13 protein-coding genes are annotated in these 15,500 nt (G+C 65.3%); 7 read left to right on the top strand and 6 right to left on the bottom strand.

All coding sequences use genetic code 11. The features are described 5' to 3' along the window. Positions 1–167: 167 nt before the first annotated feature. Entirely contained in the window at positions 168–1,511 is a 1,344-nt protein-coding gene (locus tag Q4F91_RS09790; RefSeq protein ID WP_303337216.1) for a sodium-dependent transporter, read from the bottom strand. 391 nt (positions 1,512–1,902) lie between these two features. On the opposite strand from Q4F91_RS09790, the gene Q4F91_RS09785 reads away from it, so the two are divergent. The 3 genes from Q4F91_RS09785 to gsiB all read left to right on the top strand — a co-directional run bounded on the left by Q4F91_RS09785 (position 1,903) and on the right by gsiB (position 5,263). Beyond that, complete coding sequence (locus Q4F91_RS09785; RefSeq protein ID WP_303337214.1) at positions 1,903–2,661, top strand: SIMPL domain-containing protein; 759 nt, start codon at positions 1,903–1,905, stop codon at positions 2,659–2,661. A 57-nt stretch (positions 2,662–2,718) separates the two neighbouring features. Then, positions 2,719–3,435, top strand: a complete 717-nt coding sequence (locus Q4F91_RS09780; protein ID WP_303337212.1) for a TIGR00266 family protein — start codon at positions 2,719–2,721, stop codon at positions 3,433–3,435. Between the two features lie 268 nt (positions 3,436–3,703). Further along, positions 3,704–5,263: a glutathione ABC transporter substrate-binding protein GsiB gene (gsiB, locus tag Q4F91_RS09775; RefSeq protein WP_303337210.1), complete on the top strand. Its 1,560-nt coding sequence runs from the start codon at positions 3,704–3,706 to the stop codon at positions 5,261–5,263. 143 nt (positions 5,264–5,406) lie between these two features. Here gsiB and Q4F91_RS09770 read toward each other — a convergent pair whose 3' ends face one another. Next, complete coding sequence (locus Q4F91_RS09770; RefSeq protein ID WP_303337208.1) at positions 5,407–6,279, bottom strand: hypothetical protein; 873 nt, start codon at positions 6,277–6,279, stop codon at positions 5,407–5,409. A gap of 102 nt (positions 6,280–6,381) precedes the next feature. On the opposite strand from Q4F91_RS09770, the gene Q4F91_RS09765 reads away from it, so the two are divergent. Beyond that, positions 6,382–7,368: an alpha/beta fold hydrolase gene (locus Q4F91_RS09765; protein WP_303337206.1), complete on the top strand. Its 987-nt coding sequence runs from the start codon at positions 6,382–6,384 to the stop codon at positions 7,366–7,368. Positions 7,369–7,514: 146 nt separating this feature from the next. Beyond that, the gene (locus Q4F91_RS09760) at positions 7,515–8,165 is read left to right on the top strand and encodes a phosphatidylserine decarboxylase (RefSeq protein ID WP_303337204.1); all 651 of its coding nucleotides are present in this window, start codon (positions 7,515–7,517) and stop codon (positions 8,163–8,165) included. Positions 8,166–8,275: 110 nt separating this feature from the next. On the opposite strand, the gene Q4F91_RS09755 is transcribed toward Q4F91_RS09760, so the two are convergent. Both Q4F91_RS09755 and pssA read right to left on the bottom strand, forming a co-directional pair. Beyond that, a complete protein-coding gene (locus tag Q4F91_RS09755; RefSeq protein WP_303337202.1) occupies positions 8,276–9,379 on the bottom strand; it encodes a YafY family protein in 1,104 nt (367 codons plus the stop codon). A 208-nt stretch (positions 9,380–9,587) separates the two neighbouring features. Next, entirely contained in the window at positions 9,588–10,445 is an 858-nt protein-coding gene (pssA, locus tag Q4F91_RS09750; RefSeq protein ID WP_303337201.1) for a CDP-diacylglycerol--serine O-phosphatidyltransferase, read from the bottom strand. 364 nt (positions 10,446–10,809) lie between these two features. Here pssA and Q4F91_RS09745 point away from each other — a divergent pair, with 364 nt between their 5' ends. Continuing rightward, positions 10,810–11,517 (top strand): fumarylacetoacetate hydrolase family protein, encoded by a 708-nt coding sequence (locus tag Q4F91_RS09745; protein ID WP_303337199.1) that lies wholly within the window; start codon positions 10,810–10,812, stop codon positions 11,515–11,517. Between the two features lie 154 nt (positions 11,518–11,671). Then, positions 11,672–12,109 carry a hypothetical protein gene (locus Q4F91_RS09740; RefSeq protein ID WP_303337197.1) on the top strand — a complete coding sequence of 146 codons (438 nt, stop codon included), beginning with the start codon at positions 11,672–11,674 and terminating at the stop codon, positions 12,107–12,109. A 58-nt stretch (positions 12,110–12,167) separates the two neighbouring features. Here the strand turns inward: Q4F91_RS09740 and Q4F91_RS09735 are convergent, their stop codons facing one another. Both Q4F91_RS09735 and Q4F91_RS09730 read right to left on the bottom strand, forming a co-directional pair. Further along, on the bottom strand, positions 12,168–13,211 hold the full coding sequence (locus tag Q4F91_RS09735) for a DMT family transporter (protein ID WP_303337195.1): 1,044 nt from the start codon (positions 13,209–13,211) through the stop codon (positions 12,168–12,170). Positions 13,212–13,845: 634 nt separating this feature from the next. Then, the gene (locus Q4F91_RS09730; RefSeq protein WP_303337193.1) at positions 13,846–15,252 is read right to left on the bottom strand and encodes a lytic transglycosylase domain-containing protein; all 1,407 of its coding nucleotides are present in this window, start codon (positions 15,250–15,252) and stop codon (positions 13,846–13,848) included. Positions 15,253–15,500: the final 248 nt, after the last annotated feature.

The following is a 15,500-nucleotide window of genomic DNA, read 5'->3' as shown; positions in this document are numbered from 1 at the left end:
CGGGAATTTTAGTCCGCTGTCAGGCGGCGGCTAGGCACTTCCAAGGAGGTTTTTTGCGAAAACCTCCTCCGCGGAGATGTCGCAGGTGCAGGATCCGGGCGGCAAAAAGGCCGGAGGCGACTCGGCGCTTCCGGCCCTGGAGGTGTGACGGCGGGAACCGCCGGGCGTCAGACGAGACCCGAGATAAGCACCGCGAGCACGAGGATCGGGGCGAGCACGAGCGTCGTGAAGCGCAGGGCCTTCAGCGTCCCCTCGCTCACGGGCTCGCCGCCCGCGAGGTTCCTCGAGATCTCAGGCCAGCAGGTGCGGCCGGCGAGGTAGAGGATCAGCAGGCCGCCGATCGGGAGCGCGAGGTTGCTCGTGAAGAAGTCGAAGATGTCGAAGAAGGTCTTCCCGCCGAAGAAGGTCACGTCGGAGAGCGCGCCGAAGGAGAGGCAGGGAAGGACGCCGACGATGGCGAGCGCGATCGTGGAGATCACGGAGGCCTTCGGGCGGCTCATGCCGCGTTCGTCCACGAGGTACGCCACGAGGATCTCGATCATCGAGACCGACGAGGTGATGGCCGCGACGAGGAGGCAGATGTAGAAGATCACCGCGAAGATCTGCCCGAAGGGGAGCTGCGCGAAGATCGCGGGCATCGTGATGAAGGTGAGGCCGGGGCCGGCGGTCGGGTCAAGACCGAAGGCGAAGACCGGGGGCATCACCATCAGGCCGCCCATGAGCGACGCGATGACGGCGAGGAAGGCGATCCAGGAGCAAGAGCGCAGGAGGTTCGACTTGTCATCGAGGTACGAGCCGTAGGTCATCATGCAGCCGCAGCCGACGCAGAGCGAGAAGAAGGTGAAGCCCATCGCCTGCAGGAGCCCCATGAAGGTGAAGGACTCGAAGTCGAACTTGAAGAGGAACTCCACGCCGCCCCAGGCGCCCGGGAGCATCAGGCCGCGGACGATGACGACGCACATGAGCACGAAGAGGAGCGGCATCAGGACCTTCGAGAGGCGCTCGATGCCCTTCGTGATGTCAAGCGCCACGATGAGGCCGTTCAGAAGCAGGAAGAGCCACTGGAACCCGACGGAGAGCACCGGGTCGGCGGTGAAGGCGCCGAAGTGGGCGCCCAACTGCGACTGGTCCGCGATGAGGCCCTCGCCCCCGATCGCCTCGAAGAGGTAGGCGATGGTCCAGCCGCCGATCGCGGAGTAGAAGCTCAGCACGAGGAAGCCGGTGAGGACGCCGAGGTACCCCATCGGAATGAGGACGAGCTTGTTGCCGGCGATGCGGCGGTAGGTCGTGACGATGCCGCCGCGGCCGAGACGGCCGAGCGCGATCTCGGCGATGAGCAGCGCGAGGCCCACCGTGAAGGTGAGGAGGATATAGGGGAAGAGGAAGACGCTGCCGCCGTTCGTGCCGGCGAGGTACGGGAACTTCCAGATCGCGCCGAGACCGACCGCGGCGCCCGCGCTCGCAAGTACGAAGCCGATGCGGCTCGTCCAGGTTTTGCGTTCGTTGGACATTTTTTCTTCTGGCTCCTTCAGCCCGCCCGGGGCGGGTTGAGGCTTTGAGGATTCGTTCGTTGTTATTCGTGCATCAGGGGAGGGCTGCCTGCGGACATGAGTCTCCCGTGCGGGCGCCCTTTTCCATCCTGACAGACGCATATTAGGGAGTGCACCCCGTTCCCTGCCTCAGGCAATCTGCGCAGACGTTATGAGTCTCAGGCACTTGAAGGACGGTTTTCCGGGGACGTCGCCCGCAATCCCGTGTTGCAAAAGGTGGCGCTTCGTTTCTTCTCCGGCGGCGAGGCCCGGTATCTTGAGAGGCTAACATTCAACGTGCGGAGGGACACCGGCTGACGGTGTCGCTCCGGCACAAGTCAAATCGCCGTTCCCCGCCCGAAGGAGTCCTGATATGCGCGCAACAGCCCTGAAGAAATGCCTCGCCGCCGCCGCGGTGACCGCCGCCCTCGCCGGGTTCGCCTCGGAGGGTGCGCTTGCCATGCCCCGCGTCGCGGAGGCCGGGCTCGTGATGAATCTTTCGGGCGAGGCGACGAGGACGCTCACGAACGACCTCGCGCAGCTCACGTTCTCGATCGAACGGCGCGGGAAGGACTCCTCGGCCGTGACCGAGGAGGTCGTCCGCGCGGGCAACGCCGCGCAGGAGGCGCTCAAGGCCCTCGGCGACAAGGTCGAGGTGAAGACCACGGACTTCTCGACCTGGCCCGTGATGACGCGCGCCAAGGAGGGCGAGTCCTCGAAGATCAGCGAGTGGGGCGTGAAGCAGTCGATCCGCGTCACCGTGCGTGACGTGAAGCTCGCCTCGAAGGTGATGGAGGCCGCGGGGAGGACGATGAACTTCAACGGCGTCACCTTCTCGGTCTCGCGCCCCGTGAGGCAGGCGACGACCGACGCGCTTCTCGCCGAGGCGATAAAGAACGCGGGCGAGCGCGCCGTGATCGCGGCCGAAGCGCTCGGCCTCTCCGAGAAGAACGTCCGCATCGAGGGCATCCAGGTCTCCGGGGCCTCGGGTCCGGCGCCCCGCTACTACGCGCAGCCCGCGATGGCGAAGAACCGCCTCGCCGCGGCTGCCGACAGCCTCGCGCCCGAGGTGAGCTCGGGCACGGCCGACGTGAGCCTCTCGGTCACGCTGACCGTGCGAATCATGCCGTGACGAGCCTTTCGCGCTAATTCATCCTCATCCATCCGACAGCTGACAGGGAGAAAGAAAATGGTCCGTTTTGAAGCCGAGGGCGGCGTTGATCCGCTCCTGCGCGTGCAGCTTGACCGGGGCGACTCGGTCGCCACCGAGTCGAACGCCATGGTGATGATGGACGCGTCGCTTTCGCTCAAAGGCAAGACCCGCGGCGGGTTCCTCAAGTCGATGGCCCGCAAGTTCCTGAACGACGAGACCTTCTTCCAGCAGTGGATCGAGGCGACCGACGGCCCGGGCGAGGCGCTTCTCGCGCCGGCTCTGCCCGGCGACATCCGCATCCTCCCCGTGGGCGAGCGCCGCTGGATGATCGCGGACGGGTGCTTCCTCGCCTCCACCGGGGGCGTCGAGATCTCGACCCGCATGCAGGGGCTCGGCCGCGCGCTCCTCTCCGACTCGGGCGGCTTCTTCATCATGGAGGCCTCGGGCGAGGGCCAGCTCGTCGTCTCCGGCTTCGGGAGCGTGCGCGAGATCGAGGTGCGGCCCGACCGCCCGGTGCTCATCGACAACGGCCACCTCGTCGCCTGGGACGCGTCGCTCGACTACGAGATCACGCTGCGCACGAGCCGCTCGGGTGTGCTCGGGCGCTTGGTCGGCAGCCAGCTCTCGGGCGAGGGCTTTGTGCTCAGGTTCACCGGGTCCGGAAAGATCGTCGTGAGCTCTCGCAACCAGGGCGGCTTCATCGACTGGATTTTCTCGCGCCGTCCGATCGACAAGGCCGAGAAGGAGGCCTGAGGCGGCGGAGTTCCGGTCCACGGGACTGAAAAAAAAAAACGGGGCGGCGGCCGTGCGCGGAAAAAAGCGCACCGGCACCGCCCCGGAATGCACCCGGGAATCCGGGAAGATGATCCGTTCTGGGTGAATTTCGCACCGAAAGTGCGCGGAAGATCAATTTTTCCAAGCAGTTTCCGTGAGTTCTGACGGGGCGGGGACGCCTCATCGTCGGGCATGCTTTGTGCTGGGAAAACAAGTTCCCTGATACATCCCCCCGGAGAACACACAAATGTCCCAGTTCCAACGCCTCTCCCGCCTCACCCGCGTCTCGCTCGCCGCGCTCTGCGCCTGCGGCGCGCTCTCGGGCTTCTCCGCCGACGCGGCCGCGAAGTCCATCACGGTCGTCGTCGACACGGCCTTCACGACGCTCGACCCGTATGACGCCGGCGACACGCTCTCGCAGAACGTGGCGAAGTCCTTCTACGAAGGTCTCTTCGGCTTCGACAAGGACATGAAGGTGATTCCGGTCCTCGCGACCGGCTACGAGGTCTCGCCCGACGGCCTCACCTACACGGTGAAGCTGCGCGACGGCGTGAAGTTCTCCGACGGAACGGCCTTCACGGCCGAGGCGGTGAAGCTCAACTTCGAGCGCGTCACGAACCCCGAGAAGCACCTCAACCGCTACCAGCTCTACAAGAACATCGCGAGCGTCGAGGTGAAGGACCCGCTCACGGCGGTCTTCCACCTGAAGGAGCCGTTCTCGGCCTTCATCAACCAGCTCGCGCATCCGAGCGGCGTGATGATGTGTCCGTCGATTCTCGGCAACGAGAAGGCCGACATCGCTTTTCATCCCTGCGGCACGGGTCCCTATGTGATCGAGAAGTACAACCCGGCCGAGTACCTCGTGGTGAAGAAGAACCCGGACTACTGGCAGAAGGGGCTGCCGAAGCTTGACGGCATCACCTGGAAGCCCGTTCCCGAGGCGAGCACCCGCACGGCGATGATGAGGACGGGCGAGGCGGACTACGTGGACATCATCCCGCCCGAGTCCGTGAAGATCCTGCAGAAGTCGAAGGGCGTCAAGGTGATCCTCGCTCCCTCGATCGTCGAGCGTCAGATCTACCTCAACACCACGAAGAAGCCCTTTGACGACCCGCGCGTGCGCCAGGCGCTCAACTACGCCGTCGACAAGGAGGCGCTCTGCAAGGTGGTCTACCAGAACTTCGCCGATCCCGCGACGGGCGTGGCGCCCGTGGGCGTTGACTACGCCAAGCAGTTCGGCGTCTGGCCCTATGACCTGAAGAAGGCGAAGGAGCTCCTCACCGAGGCGGGCTACCCGAACGGCTTCGAGGCGACCTTCTGGGCGGCCTCGAACGCGTCGGTCTACATGAAGCTCCTGCAGTTCATCCAGCAGCAGTACGCGCCGCTCGGCATCAAGCTCAAGATCCAGGCCCTTGAGAGCGGCCAGCGCGTCACGCTCATGCAGACCGAGGGCGTGAAGACCACGAAGCTCGAGATGGCCACTTGGGGCTGGTCCTCGTCCACGGGCGAGATCGACTGGCTGCTGAGGCCGCTCCTTCACTCGGAGAGCTTCCCGCCCTCGAACTTCAACTTCGCCTTCTACTCGAACCCCGAGATCGACAAGGCGATCGGAGATGCGCTGCGCACGACGGACCGCGCCGAGAAGACGGCCATCTATGACCGCGCTCAGGAGATCATCTGGAAGGATGCGCCGTGGGTGTTCCTCGTCGTCGACAAGATCATCGCCGCGCAGTCCGAGAAGCTCACGGGCTTCTACCCGCTCGCCGACGGCGGCTACGTCTTCACCGAGGCGGACATCGCCGACTGAAATCGCTGAGCTCAGCCCCGGCGGACCGCGCCGGGGCGGCACAAAAGGGAAGGGGACGGTCCGCGAAAACCGTCCCCTTTCCTATTTTCACTGCGTCCGGTCAGGAGAGCTCTCGGACGCCGTGAGTGAGGCTTCACACCCGATCACTTCGCCGGGAAGAAGAAGCCGGCGGTCATGTCGAGGTAGTTGTCACCGACGTACTTCGGGTACTTCGCCTTGACTGCGGCGACGAAGGCGGCCTTGTCCCTGCTCGCGGCGGCGATCGCCTTGATGTCCTTCAGATACGCGATCTTGGCGGCCATCGCGTCGGCGCCCTCGGGCACCCAGTGGCCCGTGAGGACGAGCTCGATGCCGGCCTTCTGAAGGCGCTCGAGTTGTGCGATCTGGTAGTCGGCGTGGGCCGCGCCCGCGATGATCGAGTGGCAGGTCGAGCCCATCATGTGGATGTAGGCGGTCTTCTGGGCGGGGAGGACGAGCTCGGTGCCGTCGCCGTCCTGCGTCACCGTCACCTTCACGCCCTCGAAGACGTTGTCGCCGAGGTTGAGCGTCTGCGGTGCCGCCGGGAGCGTCACGTCAAAGTCCTTGCCGAAGGCCTGCTCGAGGCCGGTCATGATGCCCTTGATGCCGCCCGACTGCATGGCCTTCCAGCTCGCATCGGCGACGAGGACCGGGGCGCCGCCCGCCCAGGCGTCGGCGTTGTTCGGGTGGTTCGAGAGAATCGCGGCGGTGAGGGGCTTGCCGAGTTTCCTGAGGTACTCGCCCCAGACGGGGAAGTCGGGGCGGAAGGCGGCCGACTCGATCGCGAAGACGCCGGTCTTCGTCTCGACCGCGGCGAGGTTGTCGCCGAGCGCGTCGCCCGTGTTCCAGTTGTGGATCTTCACGCCGTCGGCGAAGGTGAAGACTGAGACCTCTCCCTTGCCGAGCGGCGCCTTCTCGGCGGCGGGCATCGCGGCCGAGGCCGCGCCGGCGGCGAAGAGGGAAGCAATGGCGAGGGCGGTGAGAGTGTGCCTGATCATGGTGATGAGCTCCGGGAAGGAAGGACAGGACAGAGTTGATTGTTCGATGTCGAACGATTAAAATGATTCTACGTCGAACAATTTCCGTCTGTAAAGACCGCCATGCAAAAAATTTTTCCGCGGGGCTCCCGCCCCCTTGTCAATTCACGCAGAACGCTCCTCGAGGCCGCCGGGACGCTCGGCGTCCTCGGCCCCCTCGGACTTCTCTCCTCCGGGACGGCGCAGGCCGCCGCCACTTCCTCCGCAGCCGTTTCCTCAGGGCAGAACCAGATGCACAGCCTTCGATACTTCATGCAGACGCCGGAACTGCCGGCCTTCTCCACGCCCTACGGCGACAACGCCGCGGCCGGGCACCATGTTTCAGCCGGTGACGTCACGATCTACTACGAGACCTACGGGGACGAAAACCCGGGCGAGCCCGTGCTCGTGCTCCACGGGGGCGGCGTGGGGTGCGCCTACGAAATGGGAGGCTTCATCGATGAACTCCGGAAGACCCGCCGCGTGATCATCCCGTCGACCCGCGGCCACGGGCGCTCGGGGTTCGGCACCGAGCTCATCACGTACGAGCAGAAGGCGCTCGACATGATGGCGGTCGTCCGTGCCGAGGGACTCGGGCACGCCGCGATCCTCGGCTTCAGCGACGGCGCCTACACGGCCTACAGGATCGCGGAGATGTTCCCCGAGTTCCCGACGCGGATCGTGGCGATCGGCGCGGGCGAGAACATCCCGGGCCTGAGACAGGTCGTCGTGGACCTCGACGCGCTCGAGGCGTTCGATCCGCCCTTCATCGCGCAGCAGCTCGCGCTTCAGCCCCGGCCCGACAAGGCGCGCTGGAAGGCGTGGCTGAAGGACTACGGCGCCTTCTACAGCGGACTGCTCGTCAGCAAGAACATCTTCATGCGCATCAAGGCGCCGGTGCTCCTCGTCTCGGGCGAACTCGACGGCAACGCCCCGCTCGACACGGTTCTGGCCGCCTGGCGCGAGATCCCCGAGGCACGGCTCGCGATCATCCCGGGCGCGCCGCATCCCTGCTTCATCACGAACTTCGACGCGGTCTGGGCGGGCGTGAAACCCTTCCTCGGCCTCTGACCCGGGCCGCGGATCTCCGGGGGAAATTCCGCCCGGTGCAGGGCGCCCTCCCGAGATGCCCGCACCCATTAAAATGATGGATTCCGAATTTCTCTTCCCCCATGAAGCGGCGGCTCACCCCGAAAGGGCCGCCCCCGGAGGTCAAATTGAACAACCGCGTCTATCCGCACCCGATCATCGCCCGCGAAGGCTGGACGATCCTCGCCGTCGCCTTTCTCGCCTTCCTCGTGAGCTGGTGGCTCGACCTCGGCGTCATCACCTTCCTCTTCTTCGTCTTCTTCGTCTTCGCGCTGCAGTTCTTCCGCGACCCGGCCCGCGAGGCCCCGGAGGATCCGAAGGCTGTCGTGAGCCCCGTGGACGGCCGCATCTGCAAGGTCGAGAAGTGCCCGAACCCCGAGACGGGCGAGGACTCGGTGAAGGTCTCGATCTTCATGAACGTCTTCAGCGTGCACAGCCAGAAGGCCCCGGTCTCCGGCGTGGTCGAGAAGGTCACCTACACGCCCGGCCTCTTCGTGAACGCCGACCTCGACAAGGCCTCGACCGAGAACGAGCGCAACGCCGTCACGGTCCGCATGGAGGACGGCCGCCGCGTCACCTTCATCCAGGTCGCCGGTCTCGTCGCCCGCCGCATCATCTGCTACACCTCGATCGGCGATGAATTGAAGCGCGGCGAGCGCTACGGCTTCATCCGCTTCGGCTCGCGCGTCGACGTGTACCTGCCGCCCGACGCGGAGATCGTCGCCGGCATCGGCGACAAGATGACCGGCGTGATGAGCGTCATCGCCCGTCTGCCGTAATTCCGCTTCCGAAAACCCGGGACGCTCTCTCCGAGGGCGTCCGGGAGGCAAAAGAAAGCCAAAAGAAGAAAGCCGCGGTCCTTCCTCAGGTTCCGCGGCTTTTTGCTGTCTTATTCCTCGACGACCCTGCGGTTCTTCACGAGGATCTGGGGCTTCGTCTGCTCCTCGGGCTCCTGGTTCTCGGCGAAGCACTTCCTCGCGGGGGTCTTCGTCGTGTCGAGAATCGAGGCGCGGTTCATCGTGAGCCACCCGTCAAGGAGGGGCGAGTTCTCCACGACAGCGGAGACGGTCCACGCGGGCCTGCCGTCGACGGAATCGGCGCGGTCGATCTTCTGGGAATGGTTGAAGGGCGTGTCCGAGAGGCGCTTCACGAGATCCATGTCGTCGGTGACGATCTCGAGCTTCACCGGACGGCCGGCGGCGTTGTTGAAGTCGGCGTTGGCCGTGTAGTCCTCGAGATCGAAGTCCTTCGGGCGGGAGAAGGTCTCCTCGAGCACGCGGGCCACCTCGATGCGGTGGAGCGGGATGTGCTCGACCGGCGTCTTCGTGGCCTTTGCGGTCTCCTCGTCCTCCTCCTCGAGGTCGGCGCAGACGAGCCAGGCTCTCACGTCCTGCTGCACGAGACCGAGGGGCTCCACGATCTTCTCGATCTGGCGGTCAAGGGCGTCGCGGTAGCGCACGGTGAGGTAGCGGTCTCCGGCGAGCGCCACCGTGACGGCGTCAAAGACGGCGCCGCGGATCTGCGGCGGCATGAACTGCATCGACGGGCTGATGACCTTGATCTTGCGCAGCCAGGTCGACGTGTATCCGCTCCTGTTGATGTTGGTCGAGCGCCGTGCATCGCGGAAGAGCGAATTGAGGCCGGTGAGCACCGGCGCGGGCATCTGATAGTGGAGGTGCTCGTCGGCGAGCCTCAGCAGAAGCGTCTCCTGGGGACCGAGCGCGGGCAGGTGAACGCCGTGGCCGCCCGCGGACCACTGGAAGCCGTAGGGCTTGCTCACCGCGTTGGTCTTGATCGGGAATACGTCGGGGTTCTCACGAATCGTCTTCAGATAGCGCTGCAGCGTGCGGCGGTGGATTTTGACGCCCTGTGCCTCAAGCTGCTCGTGGATCTGGGCAATGGTCACCCAGCGGTGCTGCGGAATGAGTTCAAGGATGCGGATCATGGTGATCACGTCTTCAAACATGCAGCTGTTGGGAATCGCTTTGGTCATCGTGAATTTATTCCGAGGGAAGAGTCAATCTGTGACGGTCTTGTTCTTTTGAGATTAAAAGAAAAGGAAGATCGCTGAATTGTGACACTTTCGCAGAAATTCGCGATCATATCTATTACCAAAGGTTACTTCCGAAATTAAACGAAACTTAAAAGTCTCGAACTATCGGGATGTCATTAGTAATAGCAGACAATTTACATCACAGGTTTCACCGTTCCGGCGTTTCCTCCGGCTCCTCCTCGGGCTCCTCCTCATGCTGCTGCGCGAGATCCGCGGCAATGGGGTTGGGGCGGCCGTTCCACCAGCACCAGAAAACATGGACGAAGCCGGAGAGCGCGTAAATGCAGAAGAGGATGAATATCGAGAGCGAGGTGTTGCTCGAGATGACGATGAAGGCGATGGCGCAGAGCGCGATCACCCAGAAGGGAACGGACTTGACCACGGCGAGCGACTTGCCCGAGAAGAACGGCGCGTTGCAGACCATGGTGAGGCCGGCGTAGAGCGTGACGACGAGCGCGATCGTGCTCTGGTACGGGAGCAGCCAGTCGGGCAGACGGTTCTCGACGGCGAGCCAGACGAAGCCGCAGACGAGGGCGGCGGCGGCCGGCGAGGGCAGGCCCTGGAAGTAGTTCTTGCTCACCACGCCGACGTTGCAGTTGAAGCGCGCCAGACGCAGGAGCGCGCAGAGCGCGTAGACGAAGGCCGTGGCCCAGCCGAGCTTGCCGAGCTCGACCAGGGTGAACTCGTAGACGATGAGCGCCGGGGCGACGCCGAAGCTCACCGCGTCGGCGAGGCTGTCCATCTGCACGCCGAACTCGCTCTGGGTGTGGGTGAGACGCGCCACGCGCCCGTCCATGCCGTCAAAGAGCATGGAGAAGAAGACCGCGATGGCGGCGTTCGAGAAGTTGCCGTTCATCGCCTGGATGATGCCGTAGAAGGCCGCGAAGAAAGCCGCTCCGGTGAAGGCGTTCGGCAGGACGTAGATGCTCTTGGACTTGACGGCCTTGAAACGACGCTGGCTGATGGAGGCGATGCTTTCGCGGTGCGGAGTGTTCTGCGTTGTCATGTGAAGATTGTTTCGAAGAACGAACGGAGTCCCCCGGAGGAAAAGGGCGGACGGTGGTCGGAGGGCCGCGGTCCCGGAGGCGCTCGGCGCGGGGTTTCGGAAGACACCCTGCGCAGGTGATCCGTCAGGATCAGACTGCATTGTAGCGGCCGCCGTCAGGATTGCTCTCAACAAGCGGAACCGTCGTAACTTGTTACAACCGCGGGGGTCCGCCGTGCGGTTTTCCGTGCCCCGTGTACAACAAGGTCCCGGCCTATGGCCCGGTGAGGTCCGCGGCAATCGGGGCGTCAGCTCCGGGCCCCGGCGACTTAGAATCCGCTCTCAGGTACCTGATCCCTTTTCCTCCTTTCTCCCGGGAAGCCCTATGCCCTTTGTCTTTGCCCCGCCCGCCCAGGTCGTCATTCCCGTCGCCGACGAGCGCTATGAGTTCTTTCCTGTGAACCGCGTCTACGGCGCGGCGAAAAACTACGCCGCCACGCAGGCCGAGCGCGACGCCAAGGCGGGCTTTCATCCGCCGATCTTCATGAAGTCTCCCGACGTGATCCGCCCGGTCGCCGACGGCGAGACCTACCGCTGGCCGATGCCTCCGGGGACGGTGAAGATGGTGCCCGAGTTCGAGCTCGTCGCCTGTCTCGGCAGGGGCGGCCGCAACCTCACGGCCGAGGAGGCCGAGGCCGCGGTCTGGGGCTGGTGCGTGGGCTATGACTTCACGCGCCGTCTCTCCGCCGAGGACTGCCCCCCGGGCAGCCCCTGGGACCTGATGAAGACGCTCGACGGCGGCGCCCCGGTCTCGCACGTGCGTCCCGCGTTCCGCACGCCGCTCCCGGCGCCCACCGACATCTATCTCTACAAGAACAACCAGCGCGTCCAGTCGGCGAGCACGAGCCTGATGCTCGCGAACCCGATCGAGCTCATCATGCTCATCTCGCGCTTCTGGGAGCTCCGCCCGGGCGACGTGATCTTCACGGGCACGCCCGCCGGCGTCCCTGACTGCCAGGTCGGCGACCAGTTCGAGGGCGGCGTGAACGGCGTGGGCAAGCTGCGCGTCGAGGTCACGGCTCCCGTCGCCTGACGCCTCCCCCACATCAAATTCCGAGCAGAGAGGGCCCGCCGGAGAAATCCGGCGGGCTTTCTCATCATGGCTGAGCGCGGAACTCAGTTATCCTCGGGAGGCAGGTGTCCCGGAGATCCCGCTCCGGAGTGAGCCCGTCCTGGAAGAGGTGCGTATGGCAGAGGAATCGGTCCTGGTGTTTCGCGTGGGAGAGCAGATCCCGGAGTCGATGAGAATCGTCTGGCGCTCGGAGCGCAGGCTCCGGGTCGAGCAGTGGCGCGACAAGAAGAAGGTCTATCCGCTCATCTACGAGGACGTCCTGCGCCTCGGCTACAACGCGCTCATCGACTTCGAGGTTACGGAGGAGTGGCGCGGCGCGGGCGGCCAGTGTGCAGGCCAATGCCCGATCTTCGAGGCGTCGGGAATCCCGGCCCTCATCGTGCCGCGGGACCGTGAGGACGAGGCCGCGGCGCTCTTCAGGGCGATCGACGACCGCGAGGAGAAGCTCGTCAACTGCAACCAGCGCCGCCCGATGACGAGGACGGACTTCGTCATGATCGCAGCGGGAGCCGTCGTCATCGCGCTCGTTCTCTGGCTCGTTCTCTTCCGCTAGAAAGAACGAGGCCCGGTGCTGACCGGGCCTCGGGAGGGGAGGATGACGCGCAGGCGGATCAGGTGCCGCTCGTGCCGTCCGACTCGAGCGCCTCGACGTTGGCGGGGCTCGCGCCGCGGCCCTTCGCCGCGGGGAGCGGAGCCTCGGCCGGGGTGCGGTGCGTGTGGGACTCAAAGACCCTGAGCGAGCCGAGCACGCCGCCCATGAGGACGATGAAGCCGAGCGTCATCGAGAGCGTCGGGAGTTCGCCGCGCCAGATGAGCGCGTAGATGACCGCGAAGACGGACTCGAAGACGATGAGCTGACCGCCCAATGCGGCCGGGAGGATCTGGCTCATGCGGTTCCAGCAAATCATCGCGACCCACGAGCAGAGAAGGCCGATCGAGAGCGCGACCGCGAGGAAGGTGAGGGGCTCGGGACCGAGCGCCGTGACCGTCGTGTCCATGAAGCCGAAGCCGTAGCCGAGCGCAATGAAGAGGCCGAGCGCAACGGGGAGCACCGTGACGCCCTGGAGCGTCGTCCAGGCGCCCGTGCTGTGATGCGGGTGCGCGAGCAGCCACTCGGCGTTCTTGATCGAGAACCACGTCCAGGCGATGACCGCGGCGACGCCGAAGCCCACGCCCATCCAGAACTGCTCGCCGCCCTCGGCGGACTGCGCCGCGGCGTGCTCGAACTCGGTGAGGTTGGCCATCACGAGGCCGAGCAGGATGATCGCGAGCGGCGGGAGGATCTTCGACCACGGCACGGCCGCGTCGGACCCGGCGTTGCGCATGTTCGACGAGATCGCGACGAGCACCGGAATGACGGCCATGAACATGCCTGCGAGCGGCGCCCCCGCGAGACGGATGCAGAGCGTGAGGAGCGCGTAGAAGAGGACGTTGCCGAAGAGCGGAAGACGGAATGCCTCGAGCACGTCCGGCTTCGAGAAGGCCTTGAGCTCCCTGCGGAATATCCAGAGGCAGGGGAGTGAAATGAGGCCGAAGGCGATGAAGCGCGAAAGGGCCACGAGCACGGAGCTGTACTCCGGTACCACGAGCGGCGCGATGTAGATCAGGCCCCAGAGGGCTCCTGCCGCGATGCCGAGAAGAACGCCGATGAGCATACGGGGGGTGCTCCAGTTTCTCCAGTCGCATCCCGTTTCGCTTGCGGGACGCCGTTTCCCTGCTTGTCTCCGGTGTTTCGTGCCCCAGAGCAAAAAAGGAGTGGGGGCCCGGAATGTTCTGTCACTGACCTTCGGCCGCTTCGCTTTCACCCCGTTTGGTCCCGGGGAGAAGGCTGGTCATGAAGCGTTGGTGCGCCGCCGGCCGCCGTGTCGGGAAGGCTGTCAGGGTGCCCTTCCCTACGGCATCCTCCGGTCGACTGCCGTTGGTCTGAACCGCGGCGGGCGGGCCCACAAGGGATTCGGGCGCCCTGGAAACTCCGACTCCTCCGGAGTCTCCCCGCGGCTCTTGGGCGAGCCGTCCGATGGATCAATTTCATCGTAGCACCCTGGTGCGCCTAAGGAAAGTCTGTTAAGGGAAACCGATTATGTTTTGCGGGCACAGCCGGTGTGCGGATTTGGAACTGTCCGCAGACGCAGCACTTTTAAGTGCAAAACATACGTAAATATACGTATTGTTGGATCCAGTTGAATGCGAGTGAGCGTTCACTCCGCAAAAAGTGAATGCACAGTGTTGGTGCGCTCGAACGGCGCGGAAAGGATGGAATCCGTAAGGAAAAAGCGGCGGGCTCCGGGATCAGCCGGCGGGGGAGGGCTGAGGCGCGGATTCGCTCTCGGAAGGGGCCGGCGCGGCTGTCTTCTCCGCGGGCTCCCTGCGGGAGGCGTCGCGGCTTTCGATCTCGTCGGCGAGGAAGGAGACCGCGGCGGCGTAGAAGTAGCTGCGGTTGTAGCGCAGGATGGCCGCGAAGGAGGCGGTGCCGAGGAAGTAGTCGACGCCGCGGGTGTTGCCCGGGCTCACCCAGGGGAGGTCCACGAGAAGCGCGGGCTCGGACTCGCGGAGCGGGATGATGTCCAGCGGCTTCACGCCCGCGCGGAAGAGCTCGCCCGCGGTCGTGTGCGTCGTGATGCCGCCCGAGCCGGTGGCCTTGAAGATCGCGTCATTCGCCTCGACGCGGTAGAGCGGGCGCTCGCCCTTCGCCCACCCGTGGGCGAGGAGAAAGTTCGCCACGCTCGCGATGCCGTCGGCTTCGCTCGCGACAATGTCGATCCTGCCGTCACCGTCGCCGTCCCGGCCGTAGGCCTTGAGCGATGTGGGCATGAACTGCCCGAGGCCCATCGCGCCCGCGAACGAGCCCGAGATCGAGACGGGCTCGACCTTCTCGTGCCAGCAGAACTCGAGGAAGTCCGCGAGCTCGGTGCGGTAGTAGGCCGCGCGGCGCGTGTAGTCAAAGGAGAGCGTCATCAGCGCGTCGAGCACGCGGAAGCGCCCCATGTTGCGCCCGTAGATCGACTCGACGCCGATGATCGCGGTGATGACGTAGCGGGAGACCCCGGTCTCGCGCTCCACGCGGTCGAAGACCTCGCGGTGGTCAGCGAGGAACTCCACGCCGCGCTCGATGCGCTCGTCATTGACGAGGTTGCGCTCGTAGAGGCGGAAGTTCTTCTCCGCGCTGGTCTTCCTGTTCGCCTTCGGTTTCGGCGTCGTGTAGCGCTCGGAGAGGGGCGAGTAGCGCGCGACCGAGACCTCGGCCTCGAGCCACTCGTAGGGAATGTGCTTCTCGCGGGCGACCCCGGCGAGAAACTCACGGACCTCCTGACGGCTCACGTAGTCAGAGGCCGACGGGCTGCCCTTCTTGGGTTTCTGCACCGGTTTCGCGGCGGGCGGCTGCTTCGGAGCGGGGGCCGCGGTCTTCTCCGCGGCCGCCGGCGAGGCCGGCGCCTCGGACGCTTTCTCCGGGGCTTTCTCCGGTTCGGCCGCCTTCTCAGTCTTCTCCGCCTCTTCCGGGGCGGCGGGCAGCATCTCCGCCATCGCCGGGGTGAGCGCTTCGGGCGCCTCCGCGGCGGGAGCGCTCGTGACAGCCGTGTCCACCGTCTCCTGCGAGAGAGGCGGTTCAGTCTCCGGTGCATCCGGCGCCGCGCACGCCGAGAGCGTGCAGAAGGCGAGGATGAGCGGAGCGCTCGTGAAACGGTTGAGAAGCGTCATGGCTCGAGAGGAAAGTCGGGTCGTTCTGTCTGTTGCAGGGGACGGGCCGGACCGGCCTTTCCCCGGACGGCATGCGGCCGGCTGAAGGTTTCATTCTAGCGAGCGGTTCCGGCGGGCCGACTCATTCAAAAGGCGCAAATTTGTGACCGGGGGCTTCGGACACGGGAAGAGGGGATCTGCTGGATCTCCCTCAAGCGACAGGCCCGGGGACACAGACGGTCACGGAAAGCCGCTGAGCCCCCGGGCCC

This window comes from Sutterella sp., assembly GCF_030539355.1.
Lineage (GTDB): Bacteria > Pseudomonadota > Gammaproteobacteria > Burkholderiales > Burkholderiaceae_F > Sutterella.
The sequence above is the reverse complement of the archived record's forward strand: the minus strand, read 5'-3'. Positions and strand labels throughout refer to the sequence as shown.

Excerpts from the sequence above, each read along its gene's own strand:
- Q4F91_RS09770 (WP_303337208.1), bottom strand. The coding sequence starts at position 6,279 with ATGATCAGGCACACTCTCACCGCCCTCGCCATTGCTTCCCTCTTCGCC.
- Q4F91_RS09780 (WP_303337212.1), top strand. The coding sequence starts at position 2,719 with ATGGTCCGTTTTGAAGCCGAGGGCGGCGTTGATCCGCTCCTGCGCGTG.
- Q4F91_RS09735 (WP_303337195.1), bottom strand. The coding sequence starts at position 13,211 with ATGCTCATCGGCGTTCTTCTCGGCATCGCGGCAGGAGCCCTCTGGGGC.
- Q4F91_RS09785 (WP_303337214.1), top strand. The coding sequence starts at position 1,903 with ATGCGCGCAACAGCCCTGAAGAAATGCCTCGCCGCCGCCGCGGTGACC.
- Q4F91_RS09730 (WP_303337193.1), bottom strand. The coding sequence starts at position 15,252 with ATGACGCTTCTCAACCGTTTCACGAGCGCTCCGCTCATCCTCGCCTTC.
- gsiB (WP_303337210.1), top strand. The coding sequence starts at position 3,704 with ATGTCCCAGTTCCAACGCCTCTCCCGCCTCACCCGCGTCTCGCTCGCC.
- pssA (WP_303337201.1), bottom strand. The coding sequence starts at position 10,445 with ATGACAACGCAGAACACTCCGCACCGCGAAAGCATCGCCTCCATCAGC.
- Q4F91_RS09765 (WP_303337206.1), top strand. The coding sequence starts at position 6,382 with ATGCAAAAAATTTTTCCGCGGGGCTCCCGCCCCCTTGTCAATTCACGC.
- Q4F91_RS09740 (WP_303337197.1), top strand. The coding sequence starts at position 11,672 with ATGGCAGAGGAATCGGTCCTGGTGTTTCGCGTGGGAGAGCAGATCCCG.
- Q4F91_RS09755 (WP_303337202.1), bottom strand. The coding sequence starts at position 9,379 with ATGACCAAAGCGATTCCCAACAGCTGCATGTTTGAAGACGTGATCACC.
- Q4F91_RS09790 (WP_303337216.1), bottom strand. The coding sequence starts at position 1,511 with ATGTCCAACGAACGCAAAACCTGGACGAGCCGCATCGGCTTCGTACTT.
- Q4F91_RS09745 (WP_303337199.1), top strand. The coding sequence starts at position 10,810 with ATGCCCTTTGTCTTTGCCCCGCCCGCCCAGGTCGTCATTCCCGTCGCC.